The organism is Microbacterium sp. M3, from assembly GCF_033548675.1.
GTDB classification, from domain to species: domain Bacteria; phylum Actinomycetota; class Actinomycetes; order Actinomycetales; family Microbacteriaceae; genus Microbacterium; species Microbacterium arthrosphaerae.
This window is the reverse complement of the sequence record NZ_JAWTZT010000008.1, coordinates 19419-35495: the sequence shown is the minus strand read 5'-3', so window position 1 is coordinate 35495 and position 16077 is coordinate 19419. Positions and strand designations below refer to the sequence as shown.

Below are 16077 nucleotides of genomic sequence, written 5' to 3'. Positions count from 1 at the left end.
CATGCGCCCCGATGAGCTGGTGCCGGGCGTTCTGCTGCCCGGATTCGCGGGCACGGAGCTGCCCGAGTGGGTGCGTGCCGAACTCGACCGCGGCCTCGGGGGAGTGTGCCTGTTCGCCGGCAACGTCGATGCCGCCGACCCCGACGGCACCGCCCGCCTCGCGGCGGCGATCCGCGCGGCGCGGCCCGCGACGCTCGTCGCGGCCGACGAGGAGGGCGGCGTCGTGACGCGCCTCGAGGGCCGTGACGGCTCGACGCTGCCGTCGCCCGCGCAGCTCGGGCTGGTGCCGGCCGACGTGTCGGAGCGCGTCGGCGCGGTGCTCGCGGAGCGGGTGCGGCGGGCGGGCATCGACCTCGTGCTCGCCCCGAGCGCCGACGTCAACGACAACCCGCAGAACCCGGTGATCGGCGCGCGCTCGTTCGGCGCCGACCCCCGCATGGTCGCGGATCGCGTCGCCGCGTCGGTGCGCGGCTTCCGTTCCCGCCGAAGCGTCGCGGCGTGCGTCAAGCACTGGCCGGGGCACGGCGACACCGACGTCGACTCGCATCGCGGGCTGCCGACGATCCCCGAGGCCACCGCCGAGCGGCACGCGCTGCCGTTCCAGGCGGCGATCGCGGCCGGGGTGCCGGCCGTCATGACGGCGCACATCGTCGTGCCCGAATGGGGCGACGAGCCGGTCACCGTCAATCCCGCCGCCCTCGCGCGGCTGCGCGTCGCCGGCTTCGACGGCGTGGTGGTGACGGATGCCGTCGACATGGCCGCGATCGCCGACACCTACGGCATCGGACGCGGCGCCGCGCGCGCTCTGGCCGCGGGAGCCGACCTGGTGTGCCTCGGCAACCCGGAGCTCGCCGGCATCGACGCGGCGCAGCAGTACGCCCAGGTGGTGGCGGCGATCGAGGCTGCCGTGGCCGACGGTCTGCTGCCGCTCGACCGCCTGCGTGACGCGCACCGCCGTGTGGGCGCCCTGTCCGCACGGCTCGCCGCCGAGCGCGACGCGGTCGCCGACCACGCTGCGGCGGGGGCCCGGGTCGACGTCGACCCCGGCGACGCGGCGGCCATCGCGGCGGCGCTGGCCGAGGCATCCGCAACCGAATCCGTCGCGGCACTCGCCCGCATCGGACGCGTCGTCGACGCGCGGGCCGGTGCCACGATGGCCGCCGCGACCCGTGCGGTGCCGGTCGCCGACGCGCTGCGCGAGCTCGCCTCGCCCGGCGGTGACGTGACCGCCGTCGTGGCCGATCGTCCGAGCACGACACAGCGCGGTGTGATCGACGAGGTGCGGGCGGCGGGGGAGTCCGTCGTCGTCAACGTCGGCGCCCTCCCCGGCGGCTTCGACGCCGCGGTGGTGCAGCTCGGCGCCGACTCGCGGTTCTCGGCCGCTATCGTGCGAGCGTGGGCGGAGGCCGGGCGATGAGGATCCTCGCGCTGCAGTCCGGCACGAGCGCCGACGGCATCGACGCGGCACTCGTCGACATCGCCGCGGCCGACGGGCTCGAGGTCGAGATCCTCGCGACGGGCACCGAGCCGTGGCTGCCGGCCGAGCGCGACCTCGTGATGCGGGCGGTCGCCGGCGAGGCTCTCGACCCCGCCGGGTGGTGCCGGCTCGAGACGACGGTGGGGCAGGCGTTCGCGCGCGCGGCGGTGCGGTTCGCCGGCGACGACGCTCGGCCCGACCTCGTCTGCGCGCACGGGCAGACGGTCTTCCACGGGGTCGACGGCGCCACCGTGTGGGGCACGCTGCAGGTCGGCGAGCCGGCGTGGATCGCGCGCGCCACCGGCTGCCCGGTGCTGTTCAACGTGCGCGTCGCCGACGTCGCGGGGGGAGGCCAGGGAGCACCGCTCATCGCCGCGTTCGACGCCCGCTGGCTTGCGGCCGTGGCGGCCGACGCCGGTGCGCCGGTCGCCTCGCTGAATCTCGGCGGCATCGCGAACCTGCAGGTCGTGCATCCGCACGGTGACGTGACCGGCTTCGACACCGGCCCCGCCAACGCCCTCCTCGACGCCTACGTCGCCCGCGAGACCGCCGGCGCCGAGACCTTCGACCGCGACGGGCATCACGCCGCGTCCGGCCGCGTCGACGAGCACCTGCTGGCGCGCCTGCGCGCGCACCGGTACTTCTTGCTCGCACCCCCCAAGACCACCGGCCGCGAGACGTTCACCCTCGCCACCGTCGACGACGCGCTCGGCTCCCTCGAGGCCCGCGGCGCGGCCGAGGCTGCGTCAGGGGCGGTGCCGTCGCTCGACGACGTGTGCGCGACGCTCGTCGAGCTGACCGCGTCGACGGTGGCGGACGCGCTCGCCGCGGCCGCCCCGGGCGCCGCACGCGTCATCGTGTCGGGCGGCGGCGCGCGCAACCCGGTGCTGCTGGCGCGGCTGCGCGAGCGCCTCGGACTCCCCGTCGACCTCAGCGACGCGTGGGGCATCCCGGCCGACGCGCGCGAAGCGGTGATGTTCGCCACGCTGGCGTACCTGTCGGCGGCGCGCGTCCCGCTGGAGCTGCCCGGCACCCCGGCCGGCCGCGCCGCCGTCGCCGGTCAATGGGATCTGTCCGTCGCCCCCGTCCCCACCGTCACGCCCCCGCCGACCCACACGTCGCGCCTGCGCGTGCGCACCCGAGAGGACCGATCGTGAGCATCGTCGCCGTAGACCTGGGAAAGACCGGATGCCGCATCCGCGCCACCGCCGAAGGAGCCGAGTTCTCCGCGCACGGCGCCGGGGTGCCCGGCCTCGCCGACAACGACGGCGATGCGCGGGCCTTCGCCGCGATCGTCGCGACGCTGAGCGAGCTGCCCCTCGAGCTGCGCTCGTCGATCTCGTCGATGGGCGTGGGCGCGGCAGGCGCCGAGGCCGCCCCGGCCGCGGCGCGCTCGCTCGCGCAGCTGGTCGCCGCGCACGTCGAGGCGCCGGTCGCCGTCACCACGGACGCGGTGACGGCGCACGCGGGCGCCTTCGAGGGCACGGCGGGAACGATCGTCATCGTCGGCACCGGCACGGTGCTGCTGACGCTCGACGGGGCCGGCACGCTGTCGCAGGTCGACGGCTGGGGTCCGTGGCTCGGAGACGAGGGCAGCGGCCGCGCGATCGGCCAGGAGGGGCTCCGGGCGGTGCTCGCGGCGCACGACGGCCGGGGTCCGGCGACGGCGCTCGCCTCCGCCGCCCTGGAGCTCCATTCGCCGCTCAGCACCCTGCCGCGCTGGGTCGCCGACACGGCGGCACCCGCCCGGCAGCTCGCGCGCTTCGCTCCGCACGTGCTCGAGGCGGCGGCATCCGGAGATCCCGTCGCCCGTGACATCGTCGACCGCGCGGTCGACGCCGTCGTGCGGGCCTGCGTCGCGGCCGGGTCGCCGGCCGACGCCGACGGCGGCAGCGCGGGCATGGCGCCGTTCTGCCTCGCCGGCGGCATCGCCCGCTCGGCCGTGTTCGGCGACGTGCTGCGCGAGCGGCTGCGCGAACGCGGTCTCTCCGTGGTCGAGCCCCGCGGCGACGCGCTCGCGGGCGCCGAGTACATCGCCCGGACGCCCGGGAGCGCCTACGAGGGGAGCGTGGTCCGCAATGGTTGACCTCGACGATCTGCGCCATCAGCTGGCCGAGCTCACGACCGAGGCGGTCGACCCCGACTTCCGCGATCTCGACCTGATGGCGACCGACGACCTGGTGGCCGCGATGGTCGACCACAACCGGCAGGTCACCGACGCACTGCGGGCCGCATCCGGCGCGCTCGCCGACGCCGTCGACCTCGCCGCCGAGCGCATGCAGCGCGGCGGGCGCCTGGTGTACATCGGGGCGGGCACGCCGGGGCGGCTCGGCATCCTCGACGCCAGCGAGATCCCGCCCACGTTCGGCGAGCCGGCCGAGCGGGTCGTCGGCATCATCGCCGGCGGCGAGACCGCGATCCGCTCGGCGGTCGAGAACGCCGAGGACGACGCCGGCCAGGGCCGCGCCGACATCGCGCGCGCGGGCATCGGGCCCGACGACTGCGTGGTCGGGCTCACGGCCTCGGGACGCACGCCGTACGTGCTGGGCGCGATCGCCGAGGCACGAGACCGCGGCGCCGCCACCGTCGGAGTCAGCTGCAACCCCGACTCGGCGCTGTCGGCCGCGGCCGACGTCGGGGTCGAGGTGATCGTCGGGCCCGAGCTCGTCGCCGGCTCGACGCGGCTCAAGGCCGGCACGGCGCAGAAGATCGTGCTCAACACCATCTCGACACTGGCGATGGTGCGGATCGGGAAGACCTACGGCAATCACATGGTCGACGTGCGCGCGACCAACGAGAAGCTGCGCGCGCGGGCCGTGCGCACCGTGATGGGCGTGGCCGACGTCGACCCCCCGCTGGCGCGCCGGGCGCTCGCCGATACGGAGTGGGAGGTGAAGCCCGCAATACTGATGTGCATGAGGGGATTGACGGCGGATGCAGCGACTCGCGCGCTCTCGGATGCCGACGGCCGCCTGCGCGACGCGCTCGATCGCACGTCGGGGGCGGCGTGATGGACGTCCTGCTCCGTGTGCGCCAGTCGCGCGACCGGCTGAGCGCCTCGGAGCGCCGGGTCGCCGACGCCGTGCTCGACGATCCGGATCTCGTCCGCACCGCGACGATCATGCGGCTGGCCGACGTCAGCGGGGCGTCGCAGTCGACGGTGGCGCGGTTCTGCCAGAGCCTCGGGTACCCGGGCTACCGCGAGTTCCGGCTCGACGTCATCAGCGCGCTCAGCCGCGATCAAGCCCAGCGCGTCAGCTTCGACATCGCCGAGGGCGAGATCGGCCCCGAGGACTCGATCGCCGACACCGTCGCGAAGATCGCCTTCCAAGAGGTGCAGGCGATCCAGAACACGGCGCAGATGCTGGATACGGATGCCGTCGCCCAGGCGGTCGCGGCGATCCGCTCGGCCCGTCGCATCGAGCTGTACGGTGCGGGCGCGTCGTCGCTCAGCGCCCAGGACCTCTTCCAGAAGCTCGGCCGCATCGGCAAGCCCGCCGCCGTCTCGGTCGACATCCACCTTGCGCTCGCGCAGGCCGCGCTGCTCGACGACGCGTCGGTCGCGATCGGGGTGTCGTTCCGGGGTGAGACCCGCGAGACCCTCGACTTCCTGACGGTCGCCCGGCGCACGGGCGCCCTGACCATCGGCATCACGAACGCCGCCGAGTCGTCGCTCGACGACGTCTGCGATGTCGTGCTGCGCACGAGCGTGCGCGAGAGCCGCTTCCGCAGCGGCGCGATGGCGAGCCGGATCGCCCAGCTCGCCCTCATCGACATGCTCTTCGTGCTCGTGCTGCGCGACGACTTCCCCGTCATGACCGAGAGCCTGCGTCGCACCTACGACGCCGTGCAGTCCCGCCGCCCCGACCACGACGCCGCCGTCGCCGGCTGAAACGCGTCGCCGGTCGCCGGCCCAGCTCCGGTTCGTCTCATCGGATACCTTGTATCCCAAATGTTGGTGTGCGAAGCTGTCGGCATGAGCGAACCCGCCGCCACGCTGGAGTCGTCGGTCTGCTTCGCGCTCTACACCTCGATGCAAACGACGCTGCAGCTCTACCGCGAGCTGCTCGAACCGTGGGGACTCACCTACCAGCAGCTCATGGTGCTCGCCGTCGTATGGGAGCGCGGCGAGGTCTCGCCCGGCGAACTCGCCGAGAGCCTCTGCCTCGACGCGAGCAGCGTCTCGGGGCTCGTCGGCCGCCTTGAGCGCCTCGGATACCTCGAGCGCGAGCACCGCACCTCCGACCGCCGCTCGGTGCGCGTCACGGCGACCGAGCGCGCACTCGCCGTGCGCGGGGAGCTCGGCCACATCGAGGGGTGCGTGGCCGAGGCGATGCAGGTGACCCCCGCCGACGCCGAGTCGGTCGTGGCGACGCTGCGCTCGCTCCGCCGCTCGATGCTCGGGTACGACGCGCGCGCGGCCACGACCGCAGGACGCACGCACCCCTACGCCCGCGACGACGGGCGTGCTGTCACCGCACCCCGGCCGCCGCGCCCGCAGGCGCGCGGAAAGGCGCGGACGGCGGCCGCGGCATCCGTCTCCGATTCCCCCAGGAAGGACAACGCATGACCCTCGAACAGATCCCCGTGACCACCATCCGCGGCGAGGAGACCACGTTCGGCGAGCTCGTCGACGGCAAGCTCGCGCTCGTCGTCAACGTCGCGTCGCGCTGCGGGCTCTCGCCGCAGTACGAGCAGCTCGAGGCGCTGCAGAAGGCGTACGCCGACCGCGGGTTCACGGTCGTCGGCTTTCCGAGCAACCAGTTCCTGCAGGAGCTGTCGAGCGAGGCGGCGGTCGAGGAGTACTGCTCGACGACGTGGGGCGTGACGTTCCCGATGTCGGAGAAGGTGCGCGTGAACGGCCGCAGCGCCCACCCGCTGTACAAGGAGCTCACCGGCACCCCCGACGTCGACGGCAACAAGGGCCGCATCTCGTGGAACTTCGAGAAGTTCCTCGTGAGCCCCTCGGGCGAGGTGAAGCGGTTCTCGCCGCAGACGAAGCCCGACGCCCCCGAGGTCGTCGACGCCATCGAGGCCTGGCTCCCCGAGGGCTGACGCGGGGCCGGGGTCGGGCTCGCTGCGGGGTTCGCACCCGGGTTCTGCAGGAGAACGGGGCTTGTTCAGAACCGGGGTGCGTCCGGCTCTCCTGTGTAAGCCCGATTGACCTGTTGAAGTCGTGCGGGTGAGGGCCGGCGTACTAAGCGCACCGGTGTTCTGCAGGAGAACCGGGCTTGTTCAGGACCGGGGTGCGTCCGGCTCTCCTGTGTAAGCCCGATTGACCTGTTGAAGTCGTGCGGGTGAGGGCCGGCGTACTAAGCGCACCGGGGTTCTGCAGGAGAACCGGGCTTGTTCAGGACCGGGGTGCGTGCGGCCGTCCTGCGTTAGCCCGGTTGACCTGTTGAAGGCCTGCCGGCCAGGGGCGTGTGGGGACGGATGCCGCGCGGTGGCGCTGTGCGCCGCGTCGGGGCTTCGCGTGCCTGTGGCGTCCGGCTTACGTGAACGCACCGGTGTTCTGCAGGAGAACGGGGCTTGTTCAGGACCGGGGTGCGTGCGGCCCTCCTGCGTGAGCCCGGTTGACCTGTTGAAGGCCTGCCGGCCAGGGGCGTGTGGGGACGGATGCCGCGCGGTGGCGCTGTGCGCCGCGTCGGGGCTTCGCGTGCCTGTGGCGTCCGGCTTACGTGAACGCACCGGTGTTCTGCAGGAGAACGGGGCTTGTTCAGGACCGGGGTGCGTGCGGCCCTCCTGCGTAAGCCCGGTTGACCTGTTGAAGTCGTGCCGGCCAAGGGCTTGGGGGGGCGGATGCCGCGCGGCGGCGCGGTGCGCGGCTCCGGGGCTCCGCATGCCTCTGGGGTCCGGCCTGCCGGAGCGGACCGGGGTTGCTCAGGACAACGGGGCCTGCGGAGGACCGGATTGCGTCCTGCGCTCCTGCGCAAGCCCGGTTCACCTGCCGGACGCGTGGGGGTCAGAGGGGGGAGGGGACGGATGCCGCGCGGCGGCGGTGTGCGCCGCTTCGGGGCTCTGCATGCCTCTGGGGGTCCGGCGTGCCTGAGCGCACGGCTGTTCCGCAGGAGAACGGGGCGTGCGCAGGACCGGATTGCGCCCGGCCCTCCTGCGCAAGCCCGGTTCACCTGCCGGACGCGAGGGGGTCAGAGGGGGGAGGGGACGGATGCCGCGCGGCGGCGGTGTGCGCCGCTTCGGGGCTCTGCATGCCTCTGGGGGTCCGGCGTGCCTGAGCGCACGGCTGTTCCGCAGGAGAACGGGGCGTGCGCAAGACCGGATTGCGCCCGGCCCTCCTGCGTAAGCCCGGTTCACCTGCCGGACGCGAGGGGGTCAGAGGGGGGAGGGGACGGATGCCGCGCGCCGGCGCTCTGCGCTGCGCTGCACGCGGCGGGCGATGCCGACCAGGCCGCCGACGAGGGCGATGGCGGCGGCGGCCAGCAGCAGGTACGCGGCGATCGCGGCTGACCGCCTGGGCGTCGGCGCGACGCCTGCTCTGAGCCCGCTGGGTCCGGTCGGCCGGGGCACCGGCGGCCGGGCGCCGGCGGCCGGGCACCGCGCCGGTGCCGGCGCGCATGTGCCGGCGCAGCGTCTCCGGCGTGAGCGAACGTCGGAGATCCGGCAGGAGTCGGACGTCCGCGGCGTCTTCCGGCCGATCTTCGCCGGATGTCCGACTTCCGCCGATCGGTGGCCGGTCACTGCGCGGGTCCATCGGTGCCGGCGCAGTGCCTTCGCTGCGCGCCTCGACCGCGCGCGGTGACCGCCGGGAGACGGTCGGGTGAACATCGGCCGACTTCGCCGAGGCCCGGCCGGGGCGGTTCCTAGATTCGATCCAGGGGCATTCATCCGGCCCCGCCCGACACCTTCGAACCCTGGGGACACTCATGCGAAATGGACGACGTTACGCCCTGGCCGCGGCGGGAGCCGCAGCCGTTCTCGTGGCCGCGCCGCTGCCGGCGATGGCCGAAGAGACTGCGGACGCCGCGACCGGCACCCTGACCGTCACGCGCTTCGACGACCGCTACGCCGACGGGCTCTTCGACCCCTCGAAGACCACGGCGAACGGCGACGCCGACCGACTGAACACGTCGCTGGCGGCGCAGCTGGTCGACGTCAACGGCACGCGGCACTACAAGAGTGCCGACGCCGACGGCCTCTACCGCTTCACCGACGTTCCCGTGGGCCCGGCCACGCTGTACCTCGGCCACCCGAACTACCCGGCCAACGAGGTGTTCTTCGACGCGACCGGCGCGCAGAGCGCGGCCGACATCGTGCGCCTCCCCACCACCGAGTACTTCGGGGCGCAGGGCACGGCGGACGTCGTCATCGACGAGGACGGCGAGGAGCGCCTCATCGGCATGACGGCGCTGGGCGTCGTCGCGAAGGTCTCGCTCGCCGACGGCACGCCGGTGAGCGGTGTTCCGGCCATCGAGTTCGCCTCGGGCGGCGAGTGGTTCAGCGGCAGCGAGTACGCGGGCCTGGCCGGCGGCTACGAGGCCCAGACGAGCGACTACCGCGTCGTCCGCCACCTGCCGGGCGACCTCGGCATGCGTCTCACCGCCCCCGAGGGCTACCGCGTGGCTTCGGTCACGGCCGCGACCGGCAGCGCGCCGATCAGCTACCCGGACATCCCGATGACGGTCACCGAGCGCGACGGCGCGTACTGGGTCTCGTCGACCGACGTGCCGCTGTACTTCTTCGACGCCGCGTTCCTGGTGACGCTGGAGAAGCTGCCCGACACCACGCGCCCCGAGGTCGCGGTCGTCTCGCCCGTCCCGACCGCCCCCGTGCCGGCGCTCGCGCTGCAGATCGACGCGACCGACGACGGCGGCCTGCAGCGCATCGTCGCCAACATCTACAAGGGCGGCAAGCTCGTCAAGAGCACGCAGACCGCTGCCGGCGGCGCCACGTCCGCCACCCACACCGCCACGGTGAACCTGCCCGACGGCGCCTACACGGTGAAGTACAACGCGCAGGACCTCGCGGGCAACATCTCGCGCACCAGCACGTTCGATGTCACGATCGACGCGACCGCGCCGAAGGCCACCATCAAGAACGGCCGCGCCTTCACGCTCGCCAAGGGCGACGCCTACGACCTCATAAGCTTCAAGCTGCAGGATGCCGGCAAGATCGACCGCGTCGAGCTGAACGGCAAGGTCAAGGACCTCACCGACAACGTCTGGTCGGACGTCAACTTCGTGAAGCCGGGCACCTTCGGCGCCGTCCAGGGCGAGAACACCCTCGTGGTGTACGACGTCGCCGGCAACGCCACCACGGTGATCTTCACGCTCCGCTGACCCCGAGTCTGCGGCGGCGCCCCTTCCACGCGGGAGGGGCGCCGTCGCCGCTCACGGCGACCGGCGCGGTGTCGGCGGGGCGACCTAGACTTGGTGAGACATGACCGACGCCATTCCCACCGCGCCGGGCGCGGCATCCCGTCCGATCATCCTCGACGGCAGCTTCGGCCCCCAGAGCACGGGTCCACAGAGCAGCGCGCGCCCCGACGAAGACCTCCTCGAGGGGCTCAACCCCCAGCAGCGCGAAGCCGTCACCTACCGCGGCCAGGCGCTCCTCATCGTCGCCGGCGCCGGCTCGGGCAAGACCAGCGTGCTCACCCGTCGCATCGCCAGCCTGCTGCGCGGCCGCGAGGCCTGGCCCAGCCAGATCCTCGCCATCACCTTCACCAACAAAGCGGCCGGCGAGATGCGTGAGCGCGTCGAGCACCTGATCGGCGACTCCGCGAGGGGCATGTGGATCTCGACCTTCCACTCCGCGTGCGTGCGCATCCTGCGGCGCGAGGCCGAGCAGTTCGGCTTCACCAAGTCCTTCACGATCTACGACTCCGGCGACTCCCGCGCGCTCATCAAGCGCCTCGTCAAAGAGCACGAGGCCGACGCGTTCGGGCTCACCCCCGCGGCGACGCAGGGCAAGATCTCGCGCCTGAAGAACGAGCTGGCGGATGCCGAGTCCTACGCCCGCACGGCCAACATGAGCGATCCCGCCGAGCGGGTCTTCGTCGAGCTGTTCGCCGCGTACCAGCGCGAGCTGCAGCGGGCGAACGCGTTCGACTTCGACGACCTCATCGCCCAGACGGTGTTCCTCTTCCGCGCGTTCCCGCAGGTCGCCGACGTGTACCGGCGCCGGTTCCGTCACGTGCTCGTCGACGAGTACCAGGACACCAACCACGCCCAGTACGCGCTGATCCACGAGCTGACGAGGCCGCCCGGATCGGATGCTGCGCCTCTCGCCGGCTCGGGCGGCATGATGATCTTCGAGCCCGAGCCGGCCGCCGAAGACGGGGCGTCGCTCACCGTCGTCGGCGACTCCGACCAGTCGATCTACGCGTTCCGCGGCGCCGACATCCGCAACATCAGCGAGTTCGAGAAGGACTACCCGGGCGCGAAGGTCGTGCTGCTCGAGCAGAACTACCGCTCGACGCAGAACATCCTCTCGGCCGCCAACGCCGTCATCAGCCACAACTTCGACCGCAAAGACAAGCGGCTGTGGACCGACGTCGGCGAGGGCGAGAAGATCATCGGCTTCACCGGCTACTCGCAGCACGACGAGGCGCAGTTCGTCGCCGACGAGATCGAGACGCTCCGTCGGGCGGGCATCGACTACTCGCAGATCGCCGTGTTCTACCGCACCAACTCGCAGTCGCGTGCGCTGGAAGAGATCTTCATCCGCTCGGCCCTGCCCTACAAGATCATGGGCGGCACGAAGTTCTACGAGCGCGCCGAGATCAAGGACGCACTGGCCTACCTCGTCGCGGTCGCCAACCCGGCCGACGAGATGGCGATGCGGCGCATCATCAACAAGCCCCGGCGCGGCATCGGCGACGTCACGATCGAGACCATCTCGCGCTACGCCGCCGACGAGGGCATCACGTTCCGCGATGCGCTGGCCAACTCGTCGGCGCTGGGCGTCGGCCCCAAGATCCAGGCGGCCGTCGCGCATCTCGACGCGGTGCTGGCCGAGGCATCCGAGATCATGCTTCCCGCGTCGGGCGAGCTCGCGCCCCCGACTGCCGTCGCCGACGGGCTGCAGGTGCTGCTCAACAAGAGCGGCTACTACGACGCGCTGCGCGCCAGCAAAGACCCGCAGGACGAAGCCCGTATCGAGAACCTCGACGAGCTCGTCGCCGTGGCCCGCGAGTTCGCGCGCAACAACCCCGAGGGCACGCTGCTGGACTTCCTCACCGAGGTGGCCCTCGTCTCGGATGCCGACGACCTCGAGGACGCCTCGGGCTCGGTGTCGCTCATGACCATGCACACGGCCAAGGGCCTCGAGTACGACGCCGTGTTCGTCACCGGCGTCGAGGAGGACCTCATCCCGCACCGGATCTCGGCGGGGGAGCCGGGCGGCCCGCAGGAGGAGCGCCGCCTCTTCTACGTCGGCATCACGCGCGCCCGCCAGCGGCTGTACCTGTCGCTCGCGATGACCCGCGCGCAGTTCGGCGAAGTGACGGTCGCGATGCCGAGCCGGTTCCTGCAGGAGATCCCCGTCGAGCTGCTGCACTGGCGTCAGTCGCCCGGCGACGTCAACTCGCGCGGCGGTACGCAGTCCCGCGCGCTCAACGCACGTCGCGGCTCGGGGTCGGGCTTCGGCGGCTCGGGCGGCGGGCGGCGCTACGGCGACGACCTCGTGCCGCTCCCGCGTCGCGAGCCGTCGGGCAACCTCGAGCGATTCGCGAACAAGATCCCCGCGAAGGTGCGCGACAACGGCGACATGGAGCTCGCTCCGGGCGACCGCATCCGCCACGACGACTTCGGCGAGGGGCGGGTCGACGCCATCACCGGCGAGGGTGCGAAGCGCGTCGCGCACGTCCGCTTCGACACCGCCGGGCCGAAGAAGCTGTTGATCAAGATCGCCCCGATCGACAAGCTCTGACGGTTCCGCCGGCGTTCGTCGGGGCCGGTCCGTTTCGTCCCGGCGTTCCGACGCGCAAGCCCGCTCGACGACGGCCTTCGTCGCTCGCTCGACGTCCGGGCCGTGGGCTGCGGCAACAGGTCACGGGCAGACCCGTGCGTTTCCGCAACCGTCGCAGGACGGCCCGCAGACCGGACGGCGGTCGCGGGTTAGGCTCGACCAATGGCCTTGTTCTCGCGCCGCCCGAAGAAGCCCGCCGAGCCGACGCCGGAGGCGTCCGTCGCCGGTGAACCCGCCGGTGACGCGGAGCACCGTGCGACGGCAGCCGCAGAGACGGGCGAGACCGCACCTGCCGTGACCGGCGCGCAGGCAGCGGCCGACGCGCCGGTGCCTGCCGACGGTGCGGCGCCGGCGGCATCCGAATCGTCGAGCGATGCGGATGCCGCGGCCCACGCGGCGTCGGAGGCAGCGCCGGCCGGCACGACAGCGGCGCAGGCGGAGACGGAGGCCGCGGCATCCGTCTCCATCTCGATGTCGTCCTTCGGCGGGCTCGGGGTGTCGCCCAAGGCGCCGAAGCCGGCGACCGCCGGTCCGCAGAGTGCTGCCGGCACGGCCGCGCCGCCGCAGGCGCAGCCGCGGCTGGGTGCGCGCGAGTGGATGCGGACCGCGCCCGCGCAGACCGAGACGGTGCCAGGGCTCCGCGACAACGCGCTGCTGCACGCGGCGCTCGGACGCGTCGGCGACGCGCCGCCGTCGCAGGCGCTGCTCGACGTCGCGCGGCAGCTGATGCAGGGGCACGTGTTCCTGCGGGTCAAGGGCGACGCGCGCACGCTGCTCGCCGAGGGCAAGGGCCTGCCGCTCGCGGTCGCGAACGTGAAGGAGCGCACCTTCGCGCTCGTGTACTCCAGCGGCGCGGCGCTGCAGGCGAGCCTCAAGGCCGACGGCGACGCCGAGACCTCCGCGATGGGGCAGCCCGTGCTGACGGTGCTGCGCCACGTCTTCGCCAGCTCGTACGACGGCATCATCATCGACCCCGCATCGGCGCCCTCGCGGGCGGTGCTGCCGACCGAGCTGCTGGAGCGGGCCGTCGCGCAGGCCGATCCGCAGCTCACGATCAAGACGCTGCTCACCGCGGAGCGCACCGACGCCACGGCCGCCGACGTCGCGCAGGCCCTCACGCACGCCCCGCTGTGGGTGGCCGTCGGCACCGCGGAAGGCGGCGCCAAGGGCCTGGCCGAGGGCCGTACGCCGGATGGGTCGCGTTACCTCGAGATCTACTCGCACCCGCTGGAGGTCGCCGTCATGGGCCGCCGCGACTCCGCCGCGCCGATCACGGGTGCACAGCTCGCACGGGCACTGCGCACCGACGAGGGGCTCACCGGCATCGTGGTGGATCCTGCCGGGCCCTGGATCCGGCTGAGCCGCGACGACCTCGCCCCGCTGCTCGCGCTCGCCGAGTAAAGCTCCGTCGGCCTTGGGCGCTGCGGGGCGCGTGGCTGCGGCATCCGGTGCGGTGCGGCATCCGGTCATGCCTGCTGCGGGTCGCGGCATCCCGCTCCCTGCTGCGGTGGGTCGCGGCATCCGGTCGTGCCCGCTGCGGGTTGCGGCATCTGGTGCGGTGCGGGCGTCTTCTGCAGGCGAACAGGGCTTCAGCAGGAGGCTGAGGCCGTTCGGGCTCCTGCGGGAGCCCGGTTTACCTGTGCAGGCGCCGTCGGGTGGTGCGGCGGGGTGCGTGGGGTGCGGGCGGCGGTGGGTTGCGGCATCCGTCCGGGGTATGGGCCTTCCGCAGGTGAACGGGGGTTCCACAGGAACGGAACTGTGCTGCGGCTCCTGAAGAGGTCCGGTTGGCCTGTGCAGGAACGGACGAGGGTTGACAGGGAGACGAGCGGGCGTAGCATATTCAACACATGCGTTGATAAAGGGAACTGTTGAGTATGAACGATGAGAGGCTGGACCGGGCATTCGTGGCACTCGGCGACCCGGTGCGCCGCGCGATCGTCGCGCGGCTCAGCCGTGGCCCGGCGACCGTCGGTGAGCTCGCCGGGCCGTTCGCCATCACCATGCAGGCGGTGTCGCGCCACATCCGCGTGCTCGAGGAGGCCGGCCTTGTCACCCGGTCGCGCGACGCGCAACGGCGCCCGGTGCACCTCGACGCTGCGGTGCTGGAGCAGCTGACGGCGTGGATCGACCGCTACCGGCTCGACGCCGAGCGGGCGTACCGCCGCCTCGACGCGGTGCTGGCCGCAACCACCGCAGCCCCGACCGCCGCAACGCCCGCCGTCCCGACGGCCGCGACGCCCGCGGCCCCGACCGCCGCCACGCCCGCCGTCCCGACGGCCGCCACGCCCGCTGCCCCGACGGCCGCGACGCCCGCTGCCCTCGCGCCCACTCCCGCAACCCCGTCTGCCGCAGCGCCTGCAGACACCCCGGCCCCCGCCGCCCGGGGCTCGCGCAGCGCGGGGGTCGCGGCATCCGGAACCACCCCACGTACCCCTCGCAGAACCGGCACGAAGGAGAAGGAGTCATGAGCAACCCACTGGTCATCGAAGCCGTTCCCGGCACGTCGTACGCCGACATCACGCGCGAGTTCGAGGCGCCGGTGGCGGCGCTGTTCCGCGCGCACGCCGATCCCGAGCTGTTCGCGCGGTGGATCGGGCCCGGCGACGAGCGCACCGAGGTGACGCACTGGGACTTCCGCACCGGCGGCGGCTACCGCTTCGTGCAGCGCGACGGCGACGGCGAGTACGCCTTTCGCGGCGTGTTCCACACGATCCGCGAGAACGAGCTGATCATCCAGACCTTCGAGTACGAGGGCTGGCCCGACCAGGTGAGCGTCGACATCATCCGCTTCGAGGCGCTCGACGGCGGGCGCTCGCGGCTGGTCGACCACAGTGTGTTCCCGACGGTCGAGGTGCTCGAGAGCATGCAGGCCGAGGGCATGGAGCGCGGCATCCGCGAGGGCTACGAGAAGCTCGACCGCATGCTGGCGGGGGAGCGCTGAGCCATGGGCAAGGTCGTCGCCTCCGCGTCGATGTCGCTCGACGGCTTCGTCGCGCACGACAACAACGATCCTGGCCGCCTCTTCGACTGGTACGAGGCCGGCGACGTCGAGGTGGTCACCGCGAGCGAGCCGGCGTCGTTTCACCTGACTCCCGCGAGTGCCGGCTACTGGCGCGAATGGGTGGGGCAGATCGGATGCCTCGTGGTCGGCCGCCTGCTGTTCGACATCACCGACGGGTGGTCGGGGGAGCATCCGCTCGGCGTGCCGTTCGTCGTGCTGACGCACGAGGCGCCGACGGACTGGGCCCACGCCCGCACCGGGAACGCCCACTTCGTCACCGACGGGATCGAGGCCGCCGTCGCCCGGGCGCAGGAGATCGCCGGCGACCGGACGGTGGCGCTCGCCGCCGGGACCATCGCCGGGCAGGCGCTCGCTGCGGGTCTCGTCGACGAGGTCGCCGTCGACCTCGTGCCGGTCGTGCTCGGCACCGGCCACCGCTACTTCGCCGACGTCGACCCGGCCGCGGTGCGGCTCGGCGATCCCACGGCGATCATCCCGAGCACTCGCGTGACGCACATGGTGTTCCCCGTCGAGAAGTGACGGCCGGCGGCTCCGCAGAACTCCACGGATCCGATTCCCGAAACCGGGCCGCGCGGGCTTTCGGGCTCTGCGGCAGCCGAAAGCGTGGAGTTGTGCAGATGCCAGGCGCCGGACGCCAGGCGCCGGGGCTCCG

Annotated in this window: 13 protein-coding genes and 1 pseudogene; 13 read left to right on the top strand and 1 reads right to left on the bottom strand. The window is 72.9% G+C overall.

Annotated elements, in window-relative coordinates:
• The first annotated feature begins 1 nt into the window (after window position 1).
• The 7 genes from R8Z57_RS16970 (at window position 2) to R8Z57_RS16940 (ending at window position 6532) form a co-directional block, all read left to right on the top strand.
• Window positions 2–1417 carry a glycoside hydrolase family 3 N-terminal domain-containing protein gene (locus R8Z57_RS16970; RefSeq protein ID WP_318354966.1) on the top strand — a complete coding sequence of 472 codons (1416 nt, stop codon included), beginning with the start codon at window positions 2–4 and terminating at the stop codon, window positions 1415–1417.
• Window positions 1414–2634, top strand: a complete 1221-nt coding sequence (locus tag R8Z57_RS16965) for an anhydro-N-acetylmuramic acid kinase (protein WP_318354965.1) — start codon at window positions 1414–1416, stop codon at window positions 2632–2634. The genes R8Z57_RS16970 and R8Z57_RS16965 overlap by 4 nt, the downstream gene beginning before the upstream one ends.
• Window positions 2631–3563: an N-acetylglucosamine kinase gene (locus R8Z57_RS16960; protein WP_318354964.1), complete on the top strand. Its 933-nt coding sequence runs from the start codon at window positions 2631–2633 to the stop codon at window positions 3561–3563. Before R8Z57_RS16965 ends, R8Z57_RS16960 begins: the two co-directional genes overlap by 4 nt.
• The gene (gene murQ / locus R8Z57_RS16955; RefSeq protein WP_318354963.1) at window positions 3556–4488 is read left to right on the top strand and encodes an N-acetylmuramic acid 6-phosphate etherase; all 933 of its coding nucleotides are present in this window, start codon (window positions 3556–3558) and stop codon (window positions 4486–4488) included. Before R8Z57_RS16960 ends, murQ begins: the two co-directional genes overlap by 8 nt.
• Window positions 4488–5369, top strand: coding sequence for a MurR/RpiR family transcriptional regulator (locus R8Z57_RS16950; protein WP_318354962.1), 882 nt, complete (start codon window positions 4488–4490; stop codon window positions 5367–5369). The genes murQ and R8Z57_RS16950 overlap by 1 nt, the downstream gene beginning before the upstream one ends.
• Window positions 5370–5453: 84 nt before the next feature.
• The gene (locus R8Z57_RS16945) at window positions 5454–6047 is read left to right on the top strand and encodes a MarR family transcriptional regulator (RefSeq protein WP_318354961.1); all 594 of its coding nucleotides are present in this window, start codon (window positions 5454–5456) and stop codon (window positions 6045–6047) included.
• Window positions 6044–6532, top strand: coding sequence for a glutathione peroxidase (locus R8Z57_RS16940; protein ID WP_318354960.1), 489 nt, complete (start codon window positions 6044–6046; stop codon window positions 6530–6532). Before R8Z57_RS16945 ends, R8Z57_RS16940 begins: the two co-directional genes overlap by 4 nt.
• A gap of 1275 nt (window positions 6533–7807) precedes the next feature.
• Here the strand turns inward: R8Z57_RS16940 and R8Z57_RS16935 are convergent.
• Window positions 7808–8002: a hypothetical protein gene (locus R8Z57_RS16935; protein ID WP_318354959.1), complete on the bottom strand. Its 195-nt coding sequence runs from the start codon at window positions 8000–8002 to the stop codon at window positions 7808–7810.
• A gap of 356 nt (window positions 8003–8358) precedes the next feature.
• Between R8Z57_RS16935 and R8Z57_RS16930 the strand changes: the two genes are divergently transcribed.
• From R8Z57_RS16930 to R8Z57_RS16905, 6 genes and pseudogenes are all read left to right on the top strand, one after another.
• The gene (locus R8Z57_RS16930) at window positions 8359–9771 is read left to right on the top strand and encodes an Ig-like domain-containing protein (protein WP_318354958.1); all 1413 of its coding nucleotides are present in this window, start codon (window positions 8359–8361) and stop codon (window positions 9769–9771) included.
• Window positions 9772–9871: 100 nt separating this feature from the next.
• Complete coding sequence (locus tag R8Z57_RS16925; protein WP_318354957.1) at window positions 9872–12364, top strand: ATP-dependent helicase; 2493 nt, start codon at window positions 9872–9874, stop codon at window positions 12362–12364.
• 201 nt (window positions 12365–12565) lie between these two features.
• Window positions 12566–13804 carry an SseB family protein gene (locus R8Z57_RS16920; protein WP_318354956.1) on the top strand — a complete coding sequence of 413 codons (1239 nt, stop codon included), beginning with the start codon at window positions 12566–12568 and terminating at the stop codon, window positions 13802–13804.
• Between the two features lie 473 nt (window positions 13805–14277).
• Window positions 14278–14598, top strand: a pseudogene (locus R8Z57_RS16915) (ArsR/SmtB family transcription factor); the annotation flags it as partial.
• Between the two features lie 269 nt (window positions 14599–14867).
• A complete protein-coding gene (locus R8Z57_RS16910; RefSeq protein ID WP_318354955.1) occupies window positions 14868–15344 on the top strand; it encodes an SRPBCC family protein in 477 nt (158 codons plus the stop codon).
• Between the two features lie 3 nt (window positions 15345–15347).
• Window positions 15348–15944, top strand: coding sequence for a dihydrofolate reductase family protein (locus tag R8Z57_RS16905; protein ID WP_318354954.1), 597 nt, complete (start codon window positions 15348–15350; stop codon window positions 15942–15944).
• The last annotated feature ends 133 nt before the right edge of the window (window positions 15945–16077 follow it).